22 protein-coding genes and 2 pseudogenes are annotated in these 24,732 nt (G+C 57.6%); 15 read left to right on the top strand and 9 right to left on the bottom strand.

Features of this window, described 5'->3' with window-relative positions; all coding sequences use genetic code 11:
- Positions 1–46: 46 nt before the first annotated feature.
- The 6 genes from ACFQT0_RS11220 to ACFQT0_RS11245 form a co-directional block, all read right to left on the bottom strand.
- Positions 47–616 carry a hypothetical protein gene (locus ACFQT0_RS11220; RefSeq protein WP_380202782.1) on the bottom strand — a complete coding sequence of 190 codons (570 nt, stop codon included), beginning with the start codon at positions 614–616 and terminating at the stop codon, positions 47–49.
- Positions 617–729: 113 nt separating this feature from the next.
- Positions 730–3,258: a SusC/RagA family TonB-linked outer membrane protein gene (locus tag ACFQT0_RS11225; RefSeq protein ID WP_380202784.1), complete on the bottom strand. Its 2,529-nt coding sequence runs from the start codon at positions 3,256–3,258 to the stop codon at positions 730–732.
- Positions 3,259–3,827: 569 nt separating this feature from the next.
- Positions 3,828–4,427, bottom strand: a complete 600-nt coding sequence (locus ACFQT0_RS11230) for a hypothetical protein (protein WP_380202786.1) — start codon at positions 4,425–4,427, stop codon at positions 3,828–3,830.
- A gap of 38 nt (positions 4,428–4,465) precedes the next feature.
- Positions 4,466–5,758, bottom strand: coding sequence for a SusD/RagB family nutrient-binding outer membrane lipoprotein (locus ACFQT0_RS11235; protein WP_380202787.1), 1,293 nt, complete (start codon positions 5,756–5,758; stop codon positions 4,466–4,468).
- A gap of 222 nt (positions 5,759–5,980) precedes the next feature.
- Positions 5,981–6,634 (bottom strand): hypothetical protein, encoded by a 654-nt coding sequence (locus ACFQT0_RS11240; RefSeq protein WP_380202789.1) that lies wholly within the window; start codon positions 6,632–6,634, stop codon positions 5,981–5,983.
- 234 nt (positions 6,635–6,868) lie between these two features.
- A complete protein-coding gene (locus ACFQT0_RS11245) occupies positions 6,869–9,124 on the bottom strand; it encodes a SusC/RagA family TonB-linked outer membrane protein (RefSeq protein WP_380205986.1) in 2,256 nt (751 codons plus the stop codon).
- Positions 9,125–10,488: 1,364 nt separating this feature from the next.
- Here ACFQT0_RS11245 and ACFQT0_RS11250 point away from each other — a divergent pair.
- The 4 genes from ACFQT0_RS11250 to ACFQT0_RS11265 are packed head-to-tail and all read left to right on the top strand — an operon-like array spanning position 10,489 to position 15,291.
- Positions 10,489–11,472, top strand: coding sequence for a carboxypeptidase-like regulatory domain-containing protein (locus tag ACFQT0_RS11250; RefSeq protein WP_380202791.1), 984 nt, complete (start codon positions 10,489–10,491; stop codon positions 11,470–11,472).
- Entirely contained in the window at positions 11,444–12,313 is an 870-nt protein-coding gene (locus tag ACFQT0_RS11255; RefSeq protein ID WP_380202793.1) for a hypothetical protein, read from the top strand. Before ACFQT0_RS11250 ends, ACFQT0_RS11255 begins: the two co-directional genes overlap by 29 nt.
- On the top strand, positions 12,289–13,713 hold the full coding sequence (locus ACFQT0_RS11260; protein WP_380202795.1) for a hypothetical protein: 1,425 nt from the start codon (positions 12,289–12,291) through the stop codon (positions 13,711–13,713). Before ACFQT0_RS11255 ends, ACFQT0_RS11260 begins: the two co-directional genes overlap by 25 nt.
- A 45-nt stretch (positions 13,714–13,758) precedes the next feature.
- Entirely contained in the window at positions 13,759–15,291 is a 1,533-nt protein-coding gene (locus ACFQT0_RS11265) for a SusD/RagB family nutrient-binding outer membrane lipoprotein (RefSeq protein ID WP_380202797.1), read from the top strand.
- Positions 15,292–15,397: 106 nt separating this feature from the next.
- On the opposite strand, the gene prfB is transcribed toward ACFQT0_RS11265, so the two are convergent.
- Positions 15,398–16,475, bottom strand: a protein-coding gene (prfB, locus tag ACFQT0_RS11270; RefSeq protein ID WP_380202799.1) for a peptide chain release factor 2 whose coding sequence is annotated in 2 segments (ribosomal slippage) — positions 15,398–16,414 and positions 16,416–16,475 — 1,077 coding nt in all. Because the reading frame shifts where the segments join, the coding sequence is not laid out codon by codon here.
- A gap of 386 nt (positions 16,476–16,861) precedes the next feature.
- Here prfB and ACFQT0_RS11275 point away from each other — a divergent pair.
- The 5 genes and pseudogenes from ACFQT0_RS11275 (at position 16,862) to ACFQT0_RS11295 (ending at position 19,160) form a co-directional block, all read left to right on the top strand.
- Positions 16,862–17,098, top strand: a complete 237-nt coding sequence (locus ACFQT0_RS11275) for a hypothetical protein (RefSeq protein WP_380202801.1) — start codon at positions 16,862–16,864, stop codon at positions 17,096–17,098.
- A gap of 183 nt (positions 17,099–17,281) precedes the next feature.
- A pseudogene (locus ACFQT0_RS11280) lies at positions 17,282–17,824 on the top strand (CHASE3 domain-containing protein); the annotation flags it as partial.
- A gap of 124 nt (positions 17,825–17,948) precedes the next feature.
- Positions 17,949–18,068, top strand: a pseudogene (locus ACFQT0_RS11285) (histidine kinase); the annotation flags it as partial.
- A gap of 57 nt (positions 18,069–18,125) precedes the next feature.
- The gene (locus ACFQT0_RS11290) at positions 18,126–18,659 is read left to right on the top strand and encodes a sensor histidine kinase (RefSeq protein WP_380205987.1); all 534 of its coding nucleotides are present in this window, start codon (positions 18,126–18,128) and stop codon (positions 18,657–18,659) included.
- Positions 18,660–18,716: 57 nt separating this feature from the next.
- Positions 18,717–19,160 (top strand): response regulator, encoded by a 444-nt coding sequence (locus tag ACFQT0_RS11295; RefSeq protein ID WP_380202803.1) that lies wholly within the window; start codon positions 18,717–18,719, stop codon positions 19,158–19,160.
- A gap of 24 nt (positions 19,161–19,184) precedes the next feature.
- On the opposite strand, the gene ACFQT0_RS11300 is transcribed toward ACFQT0_RS11295, so the two are convergent.
- Together ACFQT0_RS11300 and ACFQT0_RS11305 are read right to left on the bottom strand one after the other, a co-directional pair.
- A complete protein-coding gene (locus ACFQT0_RS11300) occupies positions 19,185–19,763 on the bottom strand; it encodes a ribonuclease HII (protein ID WP_380202805.1) in 579 nt (192 codons plus the stop codon).
- Positions 19,764–19,871: 108 nt separating this feature from the next.
- A complete protein-coding gene (locus ACFQT0_RS11305) occupies positions 19,872–20,123 on the bottom strand; it encodes a hypothetical protein (RefSeq protein ID WP_380202807.1) in 252 nt (83 codons plus the stop codon).
- A gap of 472 nt (positions 20,124–20,595) precedes the next feature.
- Between ACFQT0_RS11305 and ACFQT0_RS11310 the strand changes: the two genes are divergently transcribed.
- From ACFQT0_RS11310 to ACFQT0_RS11335, 6 genes are all read left to right on the top strand, one after another.
- Entirely contained in the window at positions 20,596–21,162 is a 567-nt protein-coding gene (locus tag ACFQT0_RS11310; RefSeq protein ID WP_380202809.1) for an NUDIX domain-containing protein, read from the top strand.
- A gap of 74 nt (positions 21,163–21,236) precedes the next feature.
- Complete coding sequence (locus ACFQT0_RS11315; protein WP_380202811.1) at positions 21,237–21,932, top strand: lysophospholipid acyltransferase family protein; 696 nt, start codon at positions 21,237–21,239, stop codon at positions 21,930–21,932.
- Between the two features lie 8 nt (positions 21,933–21,940).
- Positions 21,941–22,066, top strand: a complete 126-nt coding sequence (locus ACFQT0_RS11320) for a hypothetical protein (RefSeq protein WP_380202813.1) — start codon at positions 21,941–21,943, stop codon at positions 22,064–22,066.
- A gap of 129 nt (positions 22,067–22,195) precedes the next feature.
- Entirely contained in the window at positions 22,196–22,375 is a 180-nt protein-coding gene (gene gatC / locus ACFQT0_RS11325) for an Asp-tRNA(Asn)/Glu-tRNA(Gln) amidotransferase subunit GatC (RefSeq protein ID WP_380202815.1), read from the top strand.
- Between the two features lie 131 nt (positions 22,376–22,506).
- Positions 22,507–24,075, top strand: coding sequence for a hypothetical protein (locus ACFQT0_RS11330; protein ID WP_380202817.1), 1,569 nt, complete (start codon positions 22,507–22,509; stop codon positions 24,073–24,075).
- Positions 23,994–24,659 carry a hypothetical protein gene (locus ACFQT0_RS11335; RefSeq protein ID WP_380202819.1) on the top strand — a complete coding sequence of 222 codons (666 nt, stop codon included), beginning with the start codon at positions 23,994–23,996 and terminating at the stop codon, positions 24,657–24,659. Before ACFQT0_RS11330 ends, ACFQT0_RS11335 begins: the two co-directional genes overlap by 82 nt.
- The last annotated feature ends 73 nt before the right edge of the window (positions 24,660–24,732 follow it).

A 24,732-nucleotide genomic window follows, 5' to 3' on the forward strand; every position in this document is an offset into this window, starting at 1 on the left:
GCTGACGAAAATTCATTATTTGCATGGTTATAGTGAAGCAAAAAGATTAGAAGCCGAGCGTAACACCACCGGTGATGGTGCGGGCCTGGGGATAAGTAAAGAAGTCGGTACCAATCGAGGTGTTCGAACCGCTGAAGGTGCTTACCTCCGGGTCGAGGCCCGAGTAGTTGGTGAAGGTTACCAGGTTCTGAGCCTGTGCGAACACGCGAACCGTGCGCAGGTGAGCGCGGGTAGCCAGCACCGAGGGCAGGGTATAGCCCAGGGTTACGCTCTTCAGGCGAGCGTACGAACCATCTTCCAGGAAGCGGTCCGAGCCACGGTTGTTCTGGTTGGGGTCGCCGTACACAGCACGCGGAATGTCGGTGTTGGTGTTGGCCGGGGTCCAGCGGTTCAGCACTGCAATATCCTGGCTGTAGGTGGTGCTCATGCCCTGGGTGTAGCTCTTGCCAGTGTTCAGGATTTTGTTGCCCACGTTGTACTGCAGGAAAGCGCTGAAGTCAAAGTTCATGAAGCTAACCTTGTTGGTGATGCCGCCATAGAACTTGGGCTGCGCGTTGCCGATAACCTCCTGGTCGTCGGCCGTGATGCGGCCGTCGCCGTTCAGGTCCTTGAACATGATGTCGCCGGGCTTGGTCAGGCTGGTCTGGTAAAGCGCCGAGGTAGAACCGCTCTTGGCTTTAGCGTTGGCGTCGAGGGCATTGATTTCTTCCTGCGACTGGAAGATGTGGTCTACACGGTAGCCGTAGAAAGCACCGAGGGGTGACCCACAATGAGGCGGCTGCCGAAGCCCTGGGCCGAACCCGTAATGCTGGGGTCAGACAGTTTCGTCACCTTGTTGCGGTTTACGCTGAAGTTGAAGTTGGTTTCCCAGTTGAAGCCAGTGCCTTCGTTGCGGAAGTTGATGGTCGTCAGGGCCAGCTCAATGCCTTTGTTCTCGATGTTGCCAATGTTGGCGCTGTAGCTCAGGAAGCCGGTGTCGCTGGGGAGGCGCTGGGCGAGCAGCAGGTCATCGGTCTTGCGCTGGTACACGTCGGCCGAGATGTAGAAGCGGTTCTGCAGGAAGCCGAGGTCAAGGCCTACGTTGGTCTGCTTGGTGCGCTCCCACTTCAGGTCGGGGTTAGCAAGCTGGGTCAGGGCCAGGCCGCCCTGGTCGAGGTAATTGGCGCCGGGGCCAATCAGGCCGCGCGAGCCGAAGTTGCCGGAGGGCTGGTTGCCGGTTTGGCCATAGCTGCCGCGCAGCTTCAGTTCACTCACGATGGTCTGGTCTTTCAGGAAAGACTCATCCAATACACGCCAGCCGGCCGAAGCAGACGGGAAGTAACCAACCTGTTTGTCGGCACCAAAACGGGAGCCCTGGTCACGACGTACCGAAGCACCCAGCAAGTAGCGGCCCTTAAACGAGTAGTCGATTTTGGCCAGGGCGCCGAGCAAAGCGTTGCCCGTGGAGCTGGAAGTAGCGGCTACTTTGGTAGCACCAGCCGAGAGTTCGCGAATGGCGTTGCTGGGGAAGCCGGTAGCCTGCAGGTACGCATCACGGTAGTTGTCGCGCTGGTACTCACCCACGAGCAGCGCGCTCACGGTGTGGTCTTCGGCAAACGTCTTCGAGTAGTTTAAGGCGCTGATGTGGTTGTAGTTCAGGTCCTGTACCGTGGCCAGGGTGGCCTCACCGCGCACAGCGAGACCGGCGTTGGTCAGCGTCGAGTAGAAACGGTCGTCGCGGCCGTAAGTGTAGTCGAGGCCGAAAGTAGCGCGGTACTTCAGGTTTTTGATGATTTCAAACTCCGTGTACTGGCTGGCAAGCAAACGGTTGTTGGTGCTCTTGATGAAAGGCTCCCGAGCCGCAGCGACGGGGTTTTCAATCGAACCGTTCTTGTAGTAGGTGCCGTCCTGGTTGTAAACCGGTAGGTCGGTAGCGTACAGACGGGCCGTGGTGAGCACGCCGTAGATGCTGTTGTCGTTGTTGATACGGTTGTTGTTGCTCTGGGTCAGGCCCATGGAAGCCCCCATGCGGACCTTCTCCGAGAGCTTGTTGTCCATGGTCAGGCGGGCGCTGCCGCGCTTGAAGCCTGAGCCCACGATGGTGCCCTGCTGGTCGAAGTAGTTTACGGCAACGCGGAAGCGGTTAGCGTCCGTACCGCCCGAGAACGTCAGGCCGTAGTTGTTGATGGGAGCCGTGCGCAACACTTTGCTGATAAAGTCGGTGTTGGTAGCCATGCTGGGGTTTTGGAACTGGCTGAGCGGGCGGATAGGGTTGCCAGCGGGGGTAACGTAGTCACGTACGCCATTAGCGTCGGCGGCACCTACGTTGCCGGGGCCGTAGATATAAGCAGCCAGGTCAGCATTGGTGCGGAATACGTAAGGAGCCGCCGCAGGGCCAAAGTTGGTAGGATAGTTACCGTTAGCATTAGCAGGGTAGCGGTTGGCGGCAGCTTCCAGGAAAAGCTGGGTTTGCTGAGAGCCGGTGATTACCTCAGGACGCTTCCATACGCTCTGGGCGCCGGTGTAGTAGTCCAGGTCGATGCGGGCTTTGCCAGACTTGCCACGCTTGGTGGTGATGAGCACCACGCCGTTGGAAGCACGCGAACCATAGATGGCAGCCGAGGCAGCATCCTTCAGTACTTCAATGGATTCGATGTCGTTGGGGTTGATATCGGTCAGACCGTTGGTCTGCTGGTTGCCGGCACCAAGCTGCGACGTGTTGCCTGTAACAACGGGCAGACCGTCAACTACATACAGAGGCTCGTTGCTGGCGCCAATGGAAGCCGCACCACGCACCCGAACGCTGATGCTGCCGCCGGGCGTGCCCGAGTTTTGCGAAACCTGCACACCAGTTGCCCGGCCCTGCAGGGCCTGGTCAACACCCACAATGGGCTGGTCTTTGAAGTCCGCTGCTTTTACCGAAGCAATGGAACCGATAACGTCGCGGCGCTCCTGCTGGGCACCGTAACCGGTCACGATTACTTCCGTCAGCTGCTTGGCGTCGGTTGCCAGGGCAATTGCAAACTGCGAGTCGGTTCCGATGGCGCGCTCTACCGTGGTCATGCCCACTGAGCTAAATACCAAAGTGCCGCCTGCCTCAGGTACACTTAGGCTGAAAGCACCGTCTGCATTGGTGGAAACCCCATTGGTGGTGCCTTTCAATAGTACTGTAACGCCGGGCAAACCGCCGCCAGTAGCTTGGTCAGTTACCCGACCTGATACGGTGCGGGTTTGAGCCATCGCGCCGTGAAGGAGAGTAAACATGAGCACGAGACTCATGAGTAAGATTTTTTCATGAACAGAAACTTGAAGTTAAAAGAGTGTTGGGTGATTATTGTATTGTCAAAAATAAGGGGCAGTTGCTGTATTGAAGAAAAAACTTTCAATTTTTGATAAAATTCTTTTGAGTTTGATAAAAAAACAGAGTTTTTGTGGAATTAGCTTTTTCATAGTTAAAGCTGAAAACTTCCAAATAAACTGGGCAATAGATAGTGACAATTGAATTATTTTAATTTTTGGCTTAGGTATTGTCCGGCAGCCAGTTAAGCTGTTGCTAAGTGCCTACAAAATAAAAAACAGCTCCTTGCAGAATGCAGAGCTGTTTTCTGCCAGACTTCGAATCGGGCTGATTCTTTCGTGCCAAGGTGCATGCACAGCGCCCTTAAAGCAGAGGCGTTGCCTCCCACAGGTGGCTGCTCCTTTTAAGCCGTTCCAGTGCATATCAGCTGTTTGGCTGTTGAACTGCAGCAGTAGATAGGGCAAAAAGTCCCGACGGAGCGCCGGGACTTCTATGGTTTGTAGAGCTAAAGCGGAGCAATAGCCTTGCCTATGCCTTCGCAGCGCGTGGGCTACAGCAGCCGTACATCCACCTCCGTTGGGATAAGTTGCTGGCCATTGTCCAGCGTCAAGAGGAAGAAGAACCGCAGCTGGTTCGGCGTTTGGGGGTTGGTGTTCGGCGTGAGCGTGCCGGCTCCACCCGTCGAGGTGCCTGTGAAAGAAAAGGCCGCTGCCTTGGTTGCGCTGGACGGCAAAGTTGCAAATGCAGCCGTAAGCCGCTTGCTATAATCCCGCACGGCGTTCAGATCCGACTCGAACGTGATGGTGTTGGAGCCATTGCCAGCTTTGGCCACAGTCAGGTAGTTGGGGTAGCGCGAATCCTGCAGGTATTCTACCCCGCTGTTGCCCATAGCCACTTTTGTAATCTCCTTGATTTTGCCTTTATCAGCAGGAATGCTGAAGACAATGGAGAAGTTGCCATTGCCGGCAGCATCCACCTTAGTTGTTACGATGGGAAAGCGCTCAAAAAACTCCTGGTTGGTAACCGTAACAGGAATAGGAGCAACGCTGTCCTCAAGAGGACCGAGCACATTGCCATAATCCTTTTTGCAGGCTGCAAAGCTTGCAGATAAGAGGACAAGGACAAAAAACTTTAAAGCAAGATTTTTCATGACGAAAAGCGAGTGAAAGTGGGTGAAGCAGAAGGACGTTAGTCAACATCCCACCAAACACGGTCAGTAATTACGGCAGCAGGAATATTTTTTTCGTTTGCAGATACTTCAGCCGGCGGGTACAGGAGACGGTTTGGAATATTCGGCGTAACGGTGACATTTAACGCCGGCTGCAAACGTGGGAAGCCTGTACGCCGGTAATCGTTGTACGCTTCGTAGCCATTGCCTACCCAAGCAATCCATTTCTGGGTAATTATCTGGTTGATTTTGTGCGTATCGGTACCGCCCAGGTTTACAATACCAGGGTTGGCCGCGAAGTACGCATCTATCTCGGCAGTGGTAAGGCCTGTTTTTTCCATCGACCGACGAATGCCTTCCTGAAAAAGCTTGTTGGCGTCGCCAGCGGTTTTAAGGCTTATAGCCGATTCAGCCAGAATAAAGGCCCGTTGAAAGTTGGTGAGAACGCGAACGGGTGCCTGGCCTCCCGCCCCCAGTACATAAGTACTGTATACCGAGCGGTTGGTCCTCACTGGTGGGGTAGCATTGTTGCCATTTTCAAACCCAGTGAATTTGCCAAACGCTGTAGTATTTGTGGCGGATGTATTGTTCGGTGTTGTCGTGAAGTACTTGGGCAGACGTGGGTCTTTCAAGGCGGTAAGCGAGTCCAGGAAGCGCGTGCTGGCCATCTGGTCGTCGGGCCGGTTCGTGATGTTGTAGGAATAGAAAGGATTCGTATTGCCTACTGCCGTACCAAAGGGGATTTCAAAGTCATCCGCATTTGCATCGATTGCAGCGCTGCCGTTAGCTCCTTTTGCGAGCACCTCGTTGATAACCTTCGTGGCCAGGGCGGGGTCTCTTCGGCTGATGGTGTTGGCGAACTTGAGCAGCAGCATGTTGCCCACTTTCTTCCATTTGGCCAGGTTCCCTTTGTAAACGATGTCATCAGCGCCCGGAGTAAACGTGTTGCTGGTTTTATCCAGGTCGGCCATGCCCTCCCGCACGAGGTCGAAAAGGCTTTGAATACCGGTTGCACCTTTGTAGATGTCTTCCTGCTTATCGAAGGTCGGCTGCAGCGTCTCTAATCCCTGTAAGGCTTTCGAGTAAGGAATATCGCCCCAAAAGTCCGTCGTCAACGCAAAGTTATAGGCCTTAATGAGCTTGGCAATACCAGCATAGGCGGGGCTGGTCTCCTGGGTGCTCTTAATCAGGGTCTGGGCACCGTTCAGGTTGTAAGTGTACAGATCGAAACGCCACTCGTTATCGAAGTTGCCGTTGATAACGTACCGGTCCTCGGTGGCGGGCTGGTTGGCCAGGCCAGCATAGTGCTGCACAAACAGGCCGGCGTCGCGGCCCAGGGTGTTGCCTAGTACGAAGCCCGTGCCAATGGTAATGGTAGGCAGCTGTACGGAGGGGGTACTTTGTTTGTCTGGTTGGGGCTTGTATTGACATCCAGAAACTTGTCAGGAGAGCAGCTCACAGCTGCTACGGCAACTGCGAAAAATGCAGAATACCGGAGAACAGATAGATTCTTCATATGAAATTTCAGAATTCCTTTAGAGAGTAAACCGCAGGTAAGCGCCATAGCTGCGCACGCTGGGCGGACCTTGCAAGTCCAGACTACGAATGTTGCCGGCTCCTTGCGTGTTTACTTCCGGGAAGAAGTTGGCATTGGGGGCAATGTAGAACAGGTTGCGGCCGGAGAGGGAGAGGGAGACATTACCGAACGGAGTGCGCTCGAGTAAACCCTTAGGCAGGGTATAACCCAAAGACACTTCCCGCAGGGTATAATGGGTACCATCGAAAATACTCAGTTCACTTTGCAGGCCCTGGTTGCTCCAGAAGCTTTGCGCGTCAATCTGAATGTTGTTGGGCCGATAAGTGCCGTCCGCGTTCTTGATTACACCCGGAATGATACGGGGGAGTTCACGGTCCTTACCCGTTTCTTTCAGCATGCCGGCGTTGCGATAAGCAGCCTGCGTGAAGGAAAGAATGTCGCCGCCTACGATGGCGTCAACCAGGAAAGAGAACGAAACCCCCTTATAGGACATGGAGTTCGTCACGCCACCCTGCCAGTCCACGTTGGGGTCGGCCGTGACCTGTGCACTGAGTTCGGGCTCCCAGAGCCCGGTTTTGCCATTAATCAGATACTGACCATCTGGGGCCGTAGCTTTCTTCTGGCCCAGGATAACCCCATAGGGCTGGCCCACCACAAAGGAGGGGAGGGAGCCAATAAATCCGCTACCCGGAACCCGCGAGCCTGGTGATGCCTGGATAGATGGATACCACTTTGTTGCGCAGCCGGGTATAGTTAGCCGTAATGTCCCAGTTGAATCCCGAAGCGGACTTTACGGGCGTAATTGTGGCCAACACCTCAAAGCCCTTGTTGTCGAGCCGGCCCGCATTGGTGTAGAAGCTGGTGTAGCCGGTGGTAGCGGGGAGAGTTACCGGCAGAATCTGGTTCGAGTGATGGTTTTGAAGTAGGTACCATCCAGGGTCAGTCGGTTATTGAAAAAACCCAGGTTAATCCCAATTTCTGCCGATTTGGTGAATTCTGGTTTTAGCACTTCGCCGCCACCCAGGGTAGTGCTTGGAGTGAAGCCCACTATCCCGTTGAAAGGGAAGGTAACGTTGGCCACGTTGTTGCCCTGGCCAGCCTGCGCATAGTAAGTGTCCAACACATACGGGTCTGCATCTCGGCCAACGCGAGCTACGTTCGCCCGAATTTTACCGTAGGAGAAAAAGTCCGTGTCAATGTTGAAGGCATCGGTAAATACGAAGCCGGTTGACAGAGAGGGATACAGGTAGGTGTTGTTGTTTTTGGGTAGCGTTGATGATTGGTCAACACGAGCTGTTCCTTCCAAAAACAGATAATTGTTGTAAGCCAGCGTTAAGTCAGCGTAATAGCCCAGCAGACGCCGAACCGAAGTATTCTCCCCGCTACCGTTAAAGTTGGCAGCGTTGCTTGTGTTAAAGAAGCCGGGCAAAGAAAGCGATTGTGCCGAGACGTATTGCTCGTTGCGACGTCGCTGGTTGATTTGCTGGCCGACTACCAACGTTGAGTTTAACTTATCCAGGAAAAGGTTTTCCTTTTTGGCTGTAACCAAAAGGTCACCGGTAAATTCGGCGTATTGAATGTTATCCTGAAAAATCAGACCGCTTGGGTTCCGCGCGGAACCAATGGCAGCTATTTGTTTGCGCCGGTCGGTATAAGCGTCCAGGCCTGCGCGGTAAGTAACACTCAGCCACGGGGTAAAATCGTAACCAATGCTGGCTACGTTAATGAAGCGGGTTACATTGCTGGTGGTGTTTGCATTGCGAAGGTTCCAGTTCGGGTTATCTGCGCCGGGGAAGAACAAGTTGGCGCCCGTAGCCGATTGGTAAGGCTGTCCCTGCAAGTCGAAGCTCCGCGGAACCGCCCCTAAGGTGCCAAATGCGCTGCCACCGTTACCGGTTTGAGGACCCAGCTGGTCGGTTTGAGAAAAGTTGACCGAGCCCGAAATCTTTACTTTGTTTTGTAGGGTCGTGGCTCCGCCCAACTGCACGTTCGTGCGCTTGAGGGTGGACACTTCGGTAATACCCTTCTGGTTGGTATTGTTGACGTTGAGCGAAAAATTCGACGCCCCGTTATTACCGGCTAGCTGCACCCCATTCGTATACAGGACTCCCTGGCGGAAAAAGTCGCGGATATTGTCCGGATATGCCTGGTAGGGCAATAAGCTGCCGTCGGCAAGCAATAAGCCGTTGGCCCGGGTGGGTGTGGTGCCAAAGCGGGGGCCCCAGGAATTCCGGGAGCCGGAGAATATATCACCCGCGCCATTGGCCGTGGTGTTCGTGCCTGCATTCCCTTGGCCGTAATCGTTCTGAAAATCCGGCAAGCCGAGTACGTTTTGAATGTTGACGCCCGTCGTAGCGTTTATTTCCAGCTTTTTGCTGATGTTAGCGCCCGATTTCGTAGTGATTAGAATAGCGCCTGAGGAAGCCCGCGAGCCATAGAGGGCCGCGGCAGCCGGACCTTTCAGAATGCTAATGCTGGCAATGTTTTCGGGGTCGATGTCGGCCGCCCGGTTAGCAGTCTGTGCCCCGTAAAGGGTTCCGGCCGCGCCGCCGTTAGTGCGGTCGGTTTCGTTGCTGATGGGAATACCATCTACCACAAACAAAGGCTGATTGCTGCCCGTTAATGAGGTAATGCCGCGGATGTTGATGTTCGTTGAGGAGCCTGCCAATCCACTGGCACCGGTGATGTTAACCCCGGAAACCTTGCCTTGTAGGGCATTTACCACATTGGGCTCAGACTTTTGAGCAAGGTCTCCGCCTTTAATCTCTTGGGTGGCGTAGCCCAGCGTGCGCTTGTCCCGCTCAATACCCATGGCGGTTACTACCACCTCGCTGAGCTGCTTGCTGTCCTGGACCAGGTTGACATTGATTTGCGCCCCACTGCCAATTGGCCGTTCCTGGGTAGTCATGCCCACGGAAGAAAAAACGAGCGTACCGCCGCTTTCGGGTACAGTCAGGGTATAAGCGCCATCGGCGCCGGTGGAAATGCCGTTGGTCGTGCCTTTTAGCAGCACGGTTACTCCTGGTAATCCATCGCCGGTCTTCTGGTCGGTTACCCGCCCCGAGATAGTTCGCGTTTGCGCGAGTACCCCTTGAAGGAAGGTAAACATGAGCACAAAACTCATGAGTATGACTTTTTTCATGGACAAAAAAATGAAGTAAAAAAAGGTGAGAGAAGCTTATGTGTTCAAAAATAAGCCGCAGAAAATGAATTTGCGAAAAAAATTGAATAATAAATGAAAACCCCTAATGCCTATTGGAGAAACGTATGAATTATCAAAAATTGGCAACAATTCTTTGCTTATGTTGTAGATATTGTCATTTCGTGGCGCATTCGAAAGGTTGAGTTAGTTGTATATCGAAGGATTTAAATTAGTTTAAAATTAAATATGGTATTAAACGAATGTGATTATAATGCTAATTAACTCCGTAAACAATTCTGCCCGTGAGGGTAAGCTCGGGCTTGTTGCCTACTTGCCGCGGTGTGGCGGGCGGAGCATTGCACCCGGGTAGGCCGTTCGGGTGATTTGGGACGCGCCCATAGTTGGTCGGGATGCTCCCACCGGACCGAGGGCTAAACGTCTTCTCGTCCTGAGAGCGCATCCAAACAGGCCGTCATGCCGAGCGGCGCACCTTGCCTGCTTCGTTGTCCCGCTCATCCGACTTCCTAAAGGCAGCATCTTCTCCCGGCTCAACGATGCGTGCACACGTGAGAAGGTCTTTCCACCCGGCTTGATGCGCGATAGGTCCAAGGTTCAGGATGGCAGCTGAAGTAATAGAGGCGCCTGGGCTAGCGGATGCCAGATAAAGCAGGATGGCTTGTTCTTGGCTAGCGGGCCCGGGCGCGAGGCAATACAGATAGGGCCAACCCCGTGCACCCGGCCTTTGGCAAATGAAGGCCAGGTGCTTTGTCGGAAAAGCTGAGCTATTCAGGGAAAGTAGGCGCACCCTGAAACGTGGGCGGGACTGCTGTGCGAAAACGCTAAAACAAAATCTTTTAACTCCTGATAACTTAGCGCTAATCAAAAAATCAACTGCATTACTCTCAGATAAGAAAAACTTGTAATACCTTGCCAACTAATTGAGCCTAAAAGGGAGGTCTTCTGCTGGGTTACTTAGTTGTCTTTGTTTTGCTTTTAGAACTGTCTATGCCATTGCTGAATGACAGAAAGAGCGGTAGCAGCTGACCATAGTACAGCAAGACCTACAAGCGGCAAGGGTCAATTTACAAGGCGTAGCTAGCCGGTTGCAGCCGGCTCAATTAAGTCAACATGCTCTTTAGTAGTAATTTATGCGGCAGTTGCCGTTTGTGCTATAGTTCCCGGTTAGCAGGCAGTAGCACTGGCCTACGTGCTAACGAAGGATTCTCAAAGCAGCCATCACATGACAGAAATTGCGGGTTTAAGTAGGCATGGCTTACCAAGGACTCCATTTTTTGGCTATAATTGCTAATTCACCCACTTTTGTTTTCTTTTTTCACCTTTTCACTCACCAACAAACCAACCAAATGAAAAAACTCTTATGTATGGTCATGCTCCTGATGACCGGCCTGTTGCAGCAGGTTTATGCGCAGGACCGCTCCATATCGGGGCGCGTAACTGACCGGTCCACCGGTCAGGGTCTGCCCGGAGCCACCGTCCTCGTGAAGGGGACTACTGTGGGAGCTTCCACGAATGCCGATGGTAGCTTCACCTTGAGCGTGCCCACTTCGGCCACCACGCTCAGCTTCAGCTCAATCGGTTTCTCGACTGTTGAGCAGCCCATCAGCGCCGACGCTACTTACAACGTTGCCCTGGCAGCGGATGCCAAGGAGCTGGGCGAAGTAGTGGTAACCGGTGCACTGGGCATCCAGCGTCAGTCGCAGCAAGTGGGTTATGCCACCGCTACGCTTGACACCAAGGAGATTACCCAGGCTCGTACCACCAACGTGACCAACGGTCTGGCCGGTAAGGTTTCGGGTCTGCAGATTCAGACGCTGAACTCGGGCGTGAACCCCAGCGTGCGTGTTACCCTGCGTGGTACCCGCTCGCTGACCGGTAACAACGAAGCCCTCATCGTAATCGACGGTATCATCTCCACGAACGACGTTCTGGTTGCTTTGAACCCCGACGACATCGCTGCTATCTCGGTACTGAAAGGTGCTAACGCTGCGGCCCTGTACGGTTCGCAGGCTTCCAACGGCGCCTTGATTATCACCACCAAGAAGGGTGGTACCACGCCCCAGGTTACGTTCTCGCACACTTCGCAGGCTGGAGTCGGTTTCGTTCCTGCCCAAGTTCCAGACCGAGTTTGGCCCCGGTGCCAACACCTACACCAGCACCCTGCCCAAGTTCACGGCCGACAACACGCCCGACCAGAACTACGACACCCAGTACCAGGGCTTCGAAAACCAGCAGTATGGCCCCCGTTTCGACGGTTCCATGCGCTCTTTCGGCGAGCCTCTGGCCGACGGTTCGGTACAGATGCTAGAGTACAAAGCCCGTCCGGATGAAGTGAACAAGTTCTTCAACAAAGGCTACCAGACGCAGAACGGGGTGACGTTCTCGGGTGGCGACGAGAAGAGCAAGTTCTTTGCTTCGTACCAGAACGTGCACAACAACGGCATCATCCCGAACGATAAGTTCGACCGTAACACCTTCCGCCTGAACGCTTCGCGTGAGCTGGGCCGCCTGACGGCTGGCATCAACGCTTCGTACTCGCAGTCGGACGTGAATGCTACCTCTAACCTGGACCAGGCCAGCTCCATTTACTGGGGCCTGATCAACACGACGGTGATGGCTCCCCTCACTTCGTACAAAGACTGGCGTACCAACAAGTTCGCTAACCCGAACGGCTACTACAACGCCTTCTACCAGAACCCTTACTTCCTGATTGACAACAACCGCACGCGTGACAAGCGCAACACGGTTCAGGGTAACGTGGACCTGTCGTACAAAGTGACGGACTACCTGCGCGCCAATTACCGCCTGGGTACTACCTCTATCTCGCAGAACAGCCTGGTGACCCAGGACAAGTTCACCTACGACAAGTACACTCAGGACCACAACACCAACAAGTCGGGCACCGGCGTAAACGGTTACGTGCAGGACCTGGCCAGCAGCTTCACCCGCATCAACTCGGACTTGTTCCTGAGCCTGGACAAAACCTTCGGTGACATCACCGTACAGGCTATCCTCGGCAACAACGTGCAGCAGACCGACAGCCGCTTCAACTCGGTATCGTCGACTGCTTTGGCTACCCCGGCCTGTTCAACCTCGGCAACCGCATCGGTAACCTGGGTGGCGGCGACGGCAGCGCCAAAACGCGTGTGTACGCCTTCTACGCCGACCTGACCTTGGGCTACAAGGACTTCTTCTACCTGCACGGCTCGGGCCGCAACGACAACATCTCCATCCTGGACGCGTCGAATCGCAGCTTCTTCTACCCCGGCGTTGATGCATCGTTCATCTTCACCAACGCCATTCCGACCCTGAAGGATGTTTCCTTCCTGGACTATGGTAAAATCCGCGCTGGTATCACCAAAGTGAGCCAGGTGAACTTGGGTGGCGCAACCGGTATTGGCGTGTACAACACGGCCGGTGCTTACGCGCTGAACTCTACGTATGGCCTCGGCCCTGGCTACCCCTTCGGTTCGTTGGCATCCTTCTCGGCAAACGGCGGCCTGGTTCAGCCCGGCCTCAAGCCCGAGGAAACCCAGTCGTTCGAAGCCGGTCTGGAAATGAGCTTCCTGCAGCGTCGTGTTTCGGGTGCCGTTACGTACTACGCCCAGAAAAGCACCAACCAAACGGTTAACACCAGCATCTCGACTGCTTCCGGCTATAGCGGTTTGCTGCTCAACGCTGGCGAAGTGCAGAACCGTGGTTTCGAAGCTGACCTGAACCTGACCCCCATTCGTGTTGAGAACGGCCTGACCGTGACCGTAGGTGGTAACTACAACTACAACAACAACGAAGTTATTTCGCTGCCCGCAGGCATCTCCCAGCTGGCTCTCTCCACGGGTGGCAACGCCCAGCTGTACGCCATCCCCGGCCAGCCTTACCCCGTGCTGCGTGGCTCGTACTACCAGCGCACCGAAGACGGCCTGGTGAAAATGACCACCATCAAGGACCCCTTCACCGGCGAAGCCCGCTACGTGCCCCTGCGTGCTACCGACTCTAAAGTATTCGGCAACACCCAGCCCAAGCACAAGTATGGCATGAACGCCAGCATCGGCTACAAAGGCCTGACCCTGGCTGGCCAGGGCGAACTCCGCACCGGCTATGTGGTGTACAACAGCATCGGCGAAGACCTCGACTTCACCGGCCGTGGCCAGCGCAGCGCTACCTATGGCCGTCAGGACTTCGTGTTCCCGAATTCGGCTATCCTCGGTGCCGATGGCAAAACCTACGTGCCCAACTCGGCTGGTCTGACTCCCGGCGGTGCCGAGTTCTGGGCCAGCACGGCCTACAACCGTGGCGTTGCTGAGAACTTCGTGACCTCGGGCAAATTCTTCAAGATTCGTGAGGTGTCGCTGAGCTATGCTCTGCCTGCCACCCTGTTGGAGAAAGCCAGCTTTGTAAAAGGCGTATCGGTGAATCTTTACGGCCGGAACCTGTTCACTTGGGTGCCCAAGGAGAACATCTACACCGACCCGGAATTCAGCTTCTCGAACTCGAACGCTATTGGTATCAACACCAACCTGCAGACGCCTCCGACCAAGTTCTACGGTGCTAGCCTCAACGCAACTTTCTAATCTTATTTATCAATGAAAATACTTTTCAGAATGCTTTGTGTAGCAGTGCTCGCCACTGCTGCCACGGGTTGTAAGGATTTCCTGGACATCAACACCAACGTCAACAGCCCTACGAAGGTGTTGCCTGATGCCATCCTCGCCTCGGCCCTGTCTACCACCGCTGCCAACTACAACGGCAACAACCCCAGCTACAACCACTTCGCCAGCTTTGCTGCCGGCTATTGGGGTAAGTCGGGCGTAGTAAACGGTTACACCGAAGAGCGTACCTACAACTACACCAACACGTTCCAGCAGGGTTTGTGGTCGGCTACCTACGACAACCTGAATGACTATAACCTCATTCAGACGGAAGGCACGGCCAATGGCTATCCCCGCCACGCGGCCATTGCCCGCATCATGAAGGTTTACAACTTTCAGCTGCTGGTAGACGAGTACGGTGATATTCCTTATTTCACCGCTTTGCAGGGTGCCGCCAACACGGCTCCGACTTACGATAAAGCCCAGGATATCTACAAGGACTTCATCGTGCAGCTGAACGGTGCCATTGCCGATATCGATGCAGCCGGCACTACCGGTACGCTGGTAGGCAACGAGGACATCGTGTTCCGCGGCGACATGGTAAAATGGAAGCAGTTTGCCAACAGCCTGAAACTGCGCGTGTTGTTGCGCCAGGCCGAAGTGGCAAGCCTACTTCCCTATGTGAAAACGGAGCTGGCTGCTCTGCAAACCGCGAAGGATGGTTTCATCACTACCGACGTGGTAGCTCAGCCCGGCTACGCCCAGGCCGCTGGCCAGCAAAACCCCTTCTACAACCGCTACGGCTTTACGTCGGCTGGTTCGAACGCCCTGGAGCAGCTCTATCAGCTGCCTACCAACTACATCATCAACCAGTACGTGGAGAACAAAGACCCACGCGTAGTTCGTCTGTACACGGTAGGTGGCAGAACGGTAGCTGGTGTTACCACTCCCGGTTACATCGGTACCGACCTGGGTGAGCGTAGCCCTCCTTCCTTCACTGCTCCGTTGGTTGCTTCGCGCTTCCTCAACGGTGGTGGCTTGCTGAAGGGCGCCAACGCTCCTACGGTTCTGATGTTGCTCTCCGAGCACCTCTTCTCGAAAGCTGAAGTTGAAGCTCGTAGCTTAGGCCTGACCGGTGTTGCTAAAGATGACTACATGAATGGCATCAAAGCTTCCTTCATGTACTTCTACCGTTCGGCCACTGGCGCTGCTACTTCCATTGCTGCCGCTACGGCTACCACGGCTGGTGTTCCGGAGTACGAAAAGTACATCCTGGACAACGCTGCCAACCCCAAGGTTGACTACACCCTGGCTCCTTCGAAGCAGAACGTTATTCTGTACCAGAAGTACCTGGCTATGAACTCGGTTGCCAGCACTGAGGCTTGGGCTGACTTCCGCCGCACGGGCCAGCCGAAATTCAACATTTCGCTGGAGGCTACCACGCCCGGCAAGATTTCGAAGCGTTTGATTTACCCACTGTCTGAGGTAAGCACGAACGAGAAGAACATCCCTGCTGGAACCGACCAGTACACCCCCATTTTCTGGGACGTTCTAGACTAGTTCTAGCTCAACCGGAATATAAAAAAGGGCTGCCCAATCGGGCAGCCCTTTTTTATTGAGCTAAAACGGCCAACTGGCTTTTAGCAGCAGGCCCGCCGAAATTGAGCTAGCTCTGCATCAGGAAGCCCTTGATGAACTCATCCAGGTCGCCGTCGAGCACGTTTTGCACGTCGGTACGCTCGATGCCGGTGCGCAGGTCCTTGATGAGCTTGTAGGGGTGCAGCACGTAGTTCCGAATCTGCGAGCCGAAGTCGATGCGCTTCTTGGTGGCTTCCACCTTGTCGCGCTCGGCGTGGCGCTTGTCCATCTCTATCTGGTAGAGGCGCGACTTGAGCATGCGCAGGGCGTGCTCCTTGTTCATGAGCTGGCTGCGCTCAATCTGCACGGCGATGATGATGCCCGACGGAGCGTGCGTGAGGCGCACGGCCGTTTCCACCTTGTTCACGTTCTGGCCACCGGCGCCGCCGGCCCGGAACGTGTCCCAGGAGATATCGGCCGGGTTGATTTCGATGTTGATGGTGTCATCAATCACCGGGTAAGCGAACACCGACGCGAACGAGGTGTGGCGCCGGCCGCTGCTGTCGAACGGCGACATGCGCACCAGCCGGTGCACCCCAATCTCGCTTTTGAGGTAACCGTAGGCAAAGTCGCCGTCGATTTCCAACGACGCCGACTTGATGCCCGCGCCTTCGCCGGGCTGGTAGCTGATTTGCTTCACGCCAAAGCCGTGGCTTTCGGCCCACATGATGTACATGCGCATCAGCATCTCGGCCCAATCCTGGCTTTCGGTGCCACCGGCGCCGGGGTTGATGTCGATGATGGCCGACAACTGGTCTTCCTCGTCGGAGAGCATGCGCTTAAACTCGAGCTCTTCTACCTTTTTGGTAGTCGCCTCGTAGTCGGCCTGCATTTCGGCTTCGGGCACGTCGCCTTCCTTGTAGAAATCGAAGAGCACTTCGGTGTCGGCCAGGGCCTGCTGCACCGCCTCAAAGTCGTCGGTCCAGGTCTTAATGGCCTTTACTTCGCGCAGCGTGGCTTCGGCAGCTTTCGAGTCATCCCAGAAGCCGGGAGCCATGGTTTGGGCCTCGGCCGTGGCTATTTGTTCTTTGCGGGCATCGTAGTCAAAGATACCTCCTCAGGGCCTCGGCGCGGCCCTTCAAGTCCTTTATCTGGTCTTGGGTCATGGTGGGGGAAAAGTGAAAGGGGGCACAGCACTGCGGAATGCAACACTGGCCGAGCCCAGGGGTGGTCAAAGCACGAAAGTACCGCATTCTGGCGCAGGGTGCCGTCTTGCAAGCGGGCTGCGGCTTAAATTGGGGCCGAATTACCGGAACGGACCATACGTTTTGCAGAACGGCCGTACACTCCCTAACTAAAAAAGAAGGATTGGCCCGGGCCGTACCACTTGGCTTATGACGATTGAAGAGGTAAAACGGGATTTTGAATCCGCGCACATCAAGCACGTGCATTTTAAAAGCAAGCTGCGTTCCTTTCTGTTTGGCAACGGGGGCGACGAAGGCCCCTGCGCAACCCCGAGCAGTGCAGCCTGGGCCTGTGGATAGCCGAGCGCATGCGCGGCACCGGCGCGTACGCGCACCTGCCCGAAGCCCGGCAGTTTGACCGGCAGCACGTACTCATCCATCAGGAAGCAAACCGCCTGATGGACATGCACCGAGCCGGCCAGGTAGGGGAATCGACCGCCGGGTATGGCAAGCTCCAGGTGATATCCGACGAAATGGCCGCGCTACTCCGAACCATGGAAGCCAAGCTGCGTACGGGAGGCCTGAACGATGCGCACGGGCGCTAACCAAATGAAAGTCACGCTTACTACAAAGCTATTTGCCGGGTTTGTGCTGTTGCTGGCGCTATTTGCCGTGGTGGTGTTATTCTACTACCAGCTGGCGGGCCAGGTGCTGCGCAATTCGCAGGGGTGGAAGCTTCCCAACGCGTCACAAACCAGGCGGGCACTTTGCTGCGCAACATCATCGACATGGAAACGGGCTTTCGGGGTTACTTGCTGATTGGCAATGAGCAGACCCTGGGGCCGTACTACGAAAGCGAGCGGGAGCTGGTGGGCCGGTTTGCCCAGCTCCGCACCCTGGTGGCCGACGCGCCGCCGCAGGTCGAGCTCGTGGACCAGACCCAGCGGCTGTTTCAGCAGTGGTCGGGCTACAGCCACTTGCTGATAGCGGAAAAGCGGGAGGCCCGCCGCCGCGATGTGCGGCAGAGCGGCCTGGAGGGCATGCCCCACCGCCGGCTCACCGAAAGCCTCACCGGCAAGCAGATAATGGACAACATCCGGCAGCGGCTGGCGGCATTCGAGCAGCGCGAGGCCCAAACCCGCGCGCTGCTGCGCCAGCGGCTTGACGAGAGCATCAACCGGGCCCAGTGGCTGTCGGCGGGACTGGCCGTGGCCGCCCTGGTGCTGGGGCTGCTGTGGGCGCTCTACATTGTGCGGGTGTTTGCGCGGCGCCTGCGCAGCATGCTGGACCTGGCCCAGCGAATGGCCGGCGGGGACTACAGCAGCCAGATTGTGGACACCGAGCACGACGAAGTGAGCGAGCTCACCTCGGCGCTGAACGTGATGGCGCGCACCGTGGGGGCCAACATCGCCCAGGCTCGAAAGCCGCAACCAAGAGCTCGACCAGTTTGCCTACGTGGTATCGCACGACCTGAAAGCCCCGCTACGGGGCATCGAGAGCGCCTCGCGCTGGATAGAGGAAGACATGGGCAAGGACGAGCTGCCCGTGCACATTCGCGAGTTTCTGGGCATGATGCGTCAGCGCGTGCACCGCATGGAGAAGCTCATCTCCGGCATTCTGGACCTGGCACGCGTGGGCCGGGTGGCGCAGGCCGACGAAACCGTGTTTGTGCGCACCCTGCTGCGGGAGGTGGTCGACTCGCTCAACCCGCCGGCCGGCTTCAAAGTTGAGCTGCCGTTTTTCCTGCCTACGCTCGTCACCAATGTCGTGCAGCTGCAGCAGGTGTTCACCAACCTCATCAGCAACGCCCTCAAGTACCACGACCACCCCGAGACCGGAACCGTGCAGATAGGCTGCGACGACGCGGGCGAGTTCTACCTGTTTTCGGTAAAGGACGACGGGCCCGGCATCGACCCGGAATACCACGACCGTATTTTCGTGATATTCCAGACCCTCACCGAGCGCGACACCCTGGAAAGCACCGGCGTGGGCCTAGCCATTGTGAAAAAAATTGTGGAGCGCCAAGGCGGCCGTATTGGGGTGAAATCGGCGGAGGGACAGGGCGCTAAGTTTGTTTTTACCTGGCCCAAGCATCCACCCAAAGTGAAGACCCCGGCCCCGGCGATGGCCGCCGCTGCCAATTCTGCCGTACCACTGCCTACTTGATAACAGCTTCGTGCTGCTTTTGCGGGCATATTCCCGCTGTTGACATCTACTTAGCCTATGTCCTCCGATAATCCCACGCCCAGCATTCTGCTCGTGGAAGACGACCAGATGGACGTCATGAACGTGCAGCGTGAACTGCGCCGCCAAAACATCAACGTTCCCCTGGTGCACGCCCGCAACGGCCGCGATGCCCTCAAAATGCTCCGTGGCGAGGGCGACGAAACAAAAATTGCCAAGCCTAATGTGGTGATGCTCGACATCAACATGCCCCGCATGAACGGCCTGGAATTACTCGAAATCCTGCGTTCCGACCCCGAGTTCGTGGGGCTCAACGTCTTCATTATGACGACGTCGGATCTGGAGTCGGAACGACTCAAGGCACAGCAGGCGGCCGTGAGCGGCTACATCATCAAGCCGTTAAGCTTTGATAAATTTGGCGAAGGCGGGACCAGTGTCGACGGCTTCAGTCTGTTTCTGGACCTGCTTCGGCTGAAGGACTAGGTTACGGTTAACTCAATCTGCTAGCTACAGCAGCCGAAACCCCATGCGGTGGTGCGGGCTGGGCCCGTGTGCGCGAATGGCGGCGCGGTGGCTTTGGGTCGGGTAGCCGGCATTTTGCTCCCAGCCGTAGCCGGGAAATGCGGCCGCCAGCTCTTGCATGTGCTCGTCGCGAAAGGTCTTGGCCAGGATGGAAGCGGCCGCGATGTTGCGGTAGATGCCATCGCCGCCAATAATGCAGGTGTGCGCAAACCCGGCCATCGGCTTAAACCGGTTGCCATCGACCAGCAGGTGGGTGGGCACCGGCGATAACGCCGCCACGGCCCGGTGCATGGCCAGGTAGCTGGCCTGCGCAATGTTCAGGCTGCCAATTTCTTCGACCGAGGCTTGCCCCACGGCCCAGGCTACGGCCTCGGCGCAGATGATGGGGCGAAGGGCCTCGCGCCGCTTGGCCGTGAGCTGCTTGGAATCGTTGAGAAAGCGCGGGTTGAAATCCGAGGGCAGAATAACGGCGGCCGCAAACACGGGTCCGGCCAGGCAGCCGCGTCCGGCTTCGTCGAGGCCGGCTTCGAGAGGGTGGCCGGTGTGGCTGGCTAAAAGAGGCATAAGGGCACAAAAATAACGATGGGAGAGCCCGGGTTGAGCTAAAAACAACGCCCGGTCGGCCGCAGTAGAGGCGGCCGACCGGGCGTCGGAAGTGTTGGCAAGGCAAGCTTACTTGTGGTCGCCGGCGCTGCTGCCAATGATGTCGCTGCCGTTTTCGCCGCGGCGGAAGCCCTGGCTGTCGCGCGGGCCCTCGTCGATTTCGCTGTCTTCGTCGGTGCTCACGTACTCATTCGTGATTGGGCCGAGGCCCTGGGTTTTTGCCGCCAGGTCGGCCTCTGCCTGCGCATGCTTGAGGTTAAAGAGCGGGTCGTGTTCCTGGGAGTTGGAATTCTGAGTGGATTTGGACTTCGACTGAGCCATAGGTAAGATGCCGGCCGGAATGTGGGCGGCCGGTACCAGTGGTACGGCCCGGCACAGGCCAGGGTTGAAAGCTTAAGTGCACCGGTTTTATTCCCAATGCATTACGAATTCTCCCAGCTTTTTCGCCGCGAATTGCGCATAAAAAAGGCCACTGCACAAGTGCAGTGGCCTTAAAGTGGCGGGTCTGGCTTGAAGGTGTCTACCCCACCTTTTCAGCCAGAACGCCGCCGCACGAGAGGTCCTTCCTTTCCACATTTCCAGCCCGTGCGGGGGTACTTATGACTCAAAGGTACAAAATCATAAGGGGGTTTGCAAGAAAATATGGACTAACCGTAAATTTTACCCCGCCAATGAACACCTGAGCCCGGCGTATGGAACAATACCAAGAACCGCGGGCGGCTTGGCGTTGCGCCGCCAGGCGTAATTTTACGTCTTCCTTTGAATTGATTCTTCTTTAATAACGCTAATTACTGTGTCCGATTTCGACGAAACCCACAACCCCTGGCAAACCCTGAGCACAGAAGTGAAATACCAGAACCCGTGGATTTCGGTGCGCGAAGACCAGGTGCTGAACCCCGGCGGCGGGCGGGGCATCTACGGGGTGGTGAGCATGAAAAACAAGGCCCTGGGTATTGTGCCGGTGGATGCGGAGGGCAATACCTGGCTGGTGGGCCAGTACCGCTACCCGCTCAACGAATACAGCTGGGAGATTCCCATGGGCGGCGGCCTGATAGAGCGCGACATTCTGGAATCGGCTCAACGCGAGCTCAAGGAAGAAACCGGCCTCACGGCCGCCCGCTGGACGCGCATCGCCCGCCTGCACACTTCCAACTCGGTGACCGACGAAGAAGGCTTTGTGTACCTGGCCGAAGAGCTGACCCAGGGTGACCTGGAGCCCGAAGAAACCGAGGACCTGCGCCTCTGGAAACTGCCCCTGGCCGAAGCCGTGCGCATGGCCATGGACGACCGCATCACCGACGGCATCAGTGTGGCGGGCTTGCTGAAGGCCGAAAGAGTGCTGGCAAGTCGGCAAGGCTGAGGCAGGAGCGGGCCCGCCCCGGCCTTTTTACTGCATTGCACCATGCCTGTGCCCGAGTGCTTAACTTTGCGGCTATGCGCCACCTGCTTCGTTACCTCGGCCATCGTTTGTACACCACTTGGGCCACGTTCTGGTTCCTGGTGCCGTTTGTGCTCACGTATCCGTTGCAGTGGTTTTTTAGCCGGCGCCCGGACGGTGGCGGCGTGGTGCATGCCCTGAACCGGTTTTGGTCGAAGCTCTCCATCACGATGTGGGGCGTGCCGGTAGAAGTGGTGCGCGAAAGCCCCGGGCCCAACCCGCAGCCGTGCGTGTACGTGGCCAACCACGGCTCCTACATCGACATCATGATGCTGTTTAAGTACATCCCCGGCTTTTTGCAAATGATGGGCAAGGCTTCGCTGGCCAAGGTGCCGGTGTGGGGCCCCATTTTTGGCCGGGTGTACATCACCGTAGACCGCAGCAGCGCCGTGAGCCGGGGCCGCGCCATGGTGGAGGCCCGGCGGGCCCTGGCCGCGGGCCAAAGCATCGCCATTTTTGCCGAGGGTCGCATTTCGCCTAACCCGGGCAAAGAGCTGCTGCCCCTGCGCGACGGCGCCTTTCAGCTGGCCATCGAGGCCGGCGTACCCCTGGTGCCGGTGGGCATGCCCCTGAACCACATGTTCATGCCCGACGTGGAAAAAGCCTGCGCGTGCGCTTCCACCCCCTCAAAATCGTTTTTCATCCGCCCATTCCCACCGCGGGGCTCACCCTGGCCGACCTGCCGGCCCTGAAGCAGCACGTGGCAGCCCAACTCGCGGGCGACTTCCTGCCCCACGGGGCCGTGAAGCCCGGCCCCAGCACGTGGCGCGCCCCAAAACGCCCCATTTCCCCGGAGCCATCGCAGTCGGTGGTTTCTGATTTGTAACTCATATTTCTGCACTTCCCTTGAGCACCGACCTTGGCACCCTGCGCGGCCTGGCCCATCTGGCCCGCCTCGAATTTGACGAAACCCGCGAGAAGCAAATGCTCGGCGACCTGAACAACATCCTCGATTTTGTGGCCCAGGCTCGAAGGCCTCGACACGACGGGCGTGGAGCCGCTGGTGCATCTGTCGCAGGAGATAAACGTGCTGCGCGACGACGAAGCCCGCAACACCGTGAGCCACCAGGATGGCCTGCGCAACGCCCCGCGCAAGGACTCGGATTATTTCCGGGTGCCCAAAGTGCTGGAATAACGGAGTGACGCCACACCTCTCGAAGCGGCTGGGGCTGCCCGGCTGGCTCGCCGTACTAGCGGCGCTGGCCGTTGGGCTGGCCATCTTTTACTATTTCACGGGCAACGATGCCACGCTGCCCCTGCAGGCTCGTGCCCCACCTGGAGGCGGTGCCGCTCACGATAGAGCACGTGGTGGCGGGCCCCGTGCGCCTGCCCGTGCAGGCAAGCGGCTTTGTTGTGAGTTTGACCCACGACGTGGCCGGCCCATTTACGCAGCCCTTGGCGGCGGGCGTGTTTTTGCTGCTGCTGGCGTTTGCGCTGGCGGGCTGGGTGGCCGTGGTGAGCACGCTCGAGCGCACGCCGTTTGTGGCGGGTATGGTGCCAGTGATATTCCTGCTGATGTCGCTCAACCTCGACGTGCTGGGCGTATTCGAGAGCGACAAGCGCTACTTCCTGTACCTGGCGCTGGGGCTGCTGGGCGGCGTGGCTTTTGGGCTGCACGCCTTCGCCGAGGGCGTGCGCCTGGTGTGGCGCTGGCTGATTTTTGGGGTATTGGTAGCGGGCCTGTGCGCGCTGCTGTTTGCGAAAAGCGACCTGTCGGCCACCGAAACGACCCTGCAGCTCGCTGCTTACGCCACCACGAGTGGCGCAGTAAGCGTGGCGCTGCTGGTGCTGTGGGTGGGTTTTGAGAATATCCGGGCGCTGCTTTGGTTCAACACCCAGGCCGAGCAGCCGGGCAACCGGTTTGGGCTGGGGCCTTTTTTGCTGGCTAGTGGGCTGTACCTGGGCGCCTTGTTCTGGCTGGTCTGGAACAACGGCACGCTGCAGCTCTTCCCCGGGGTAAACCTCGACCCCCTGGTTCTGCTGCTACCGGCCGTGGTGGCGGCCGGCCTGGGCTTGCGCCTGCGCGCGCCCTCGTATGGCGACTGGGTGCCGTACACCCGGGCCGCCCAGCTGTACCCGCTGCTGCTCATGGCGGCAGGCGGTGCGTTGGGCTATGCTTTTGCCACGGCCAATACGCCGCTGCTGCGGGCGGCGCGCGACTTCACGGCCCAGGCGCTGCTGTTTCTGGGCGGGGCCTTTCTGGCGTATGTGCTCATGAACTTTGCGCCGCTCATCGGCAAGCGGCTGCGGGTGTACAAGGTGGTGTTTGAGCCGCGCCGGCTGCCACTTTATCCGGTGTACATTCTGGCGGTGGGCGCCCTCATCATGGTGCAGGTGCGCAACAACCGCCCGCTGCCCGACCAGGTGGCCGCCGGCGAGTACAACAACCTCGGCGACCTGACGCGCCAGCAAAGCGAAGCCACGCCCGACGACGCAAGCCTGGCCCTGCTGGCCGAGCGCTACTACGCCGAAGCCGGCGACGTGCTTTACCGCGGCGACTTGCACGCCCCGGGCCGGGCGGCGCTGTACCGCTTCCGCCAGCAGCGCCAGAACGAAATCAACGCCCTGCACCGCGCCCTGCGGCGCGAGCCCAACGAGAAAGTGGCCTTGCGCCTGGCCGGCCTCTACGACCAGCCCACCGACTTGTTTGAGGGCCTCGACGTGCTGCGGCGCGGGCTGAAAGCGCAGCCGCGCAGCGCGCCCTGGCCAGCGACCTGGCTCAACTATTTACCCGGACCTCGCTCACCGATTCGGTGGCGTTTTACCTGGACAAGGCCGAGCAGGCGGCCCCGGGCAGCTACCCCAGCCGCACCAATCAGTTTGGGTTTTTATTGAGCCAGAACCTGCTGGCCGAAGCCCGGAAATTGAGCCAGGAACTCCAGGTGAAAGCCGACGAACCCGCCGTGGCAAGCAACTACACACTGCTGCAGCTGCAAGTGGATTCGGCCGCCGGCGCTGCGCCCGTGGTGCTGCCCGCGAGCGTGCAGCAACTGGACGACGCCAGCTTTGCCCAACTCTACCACGTGGTGCTGTTCAACGTGACCAAGCGTAAAGACCAGCTTACGCCCGCGCTGCTCCGGCGGCTGTCGCAGATAGCCAACGAGCCGGCCAACGCCAACTACTACGAACAGTTGCTGTTTCTGCAGGCCCTGGCGTGGCATGCGCGGGGAGGAGCAAACCGCTCGCCACCTATTGTTGCCCCTGGCCACCGGCACCGAAGCCGGTGCCGCGTACTACCAGCAGCTGCTGGGGCTGTGGCAGCTCCAGCAGGGGCAGTACGCCACAGCGGCCGACCAGCTCGCGTTTGCGGCCGCGCACGGAGCTACCGAGGCCTGGGAGCCGCGGGTGTACGCGCTGGCGCTAAGCGGCCGACCCGATTCGGCCCGCGCAGTGGCAGCCCGCTTGGCGACTTCTACTGATTCGGCCCAACGGCAGCGGGGGCGGTTTGCGCTGCAGCAGGCGGCCGGGAGCTTTGCCCCGGCCGCGGTGCCC

The sequence above is a fragment of the Hymenobacter humi genome, from assembly GCF_042665855.1.
GTDB lineage: Bacteria > Bacteroidota > Bacteroidia > Cytophagales > Hymenobacteraceae > Hymenobacter > Hymenobacter humi.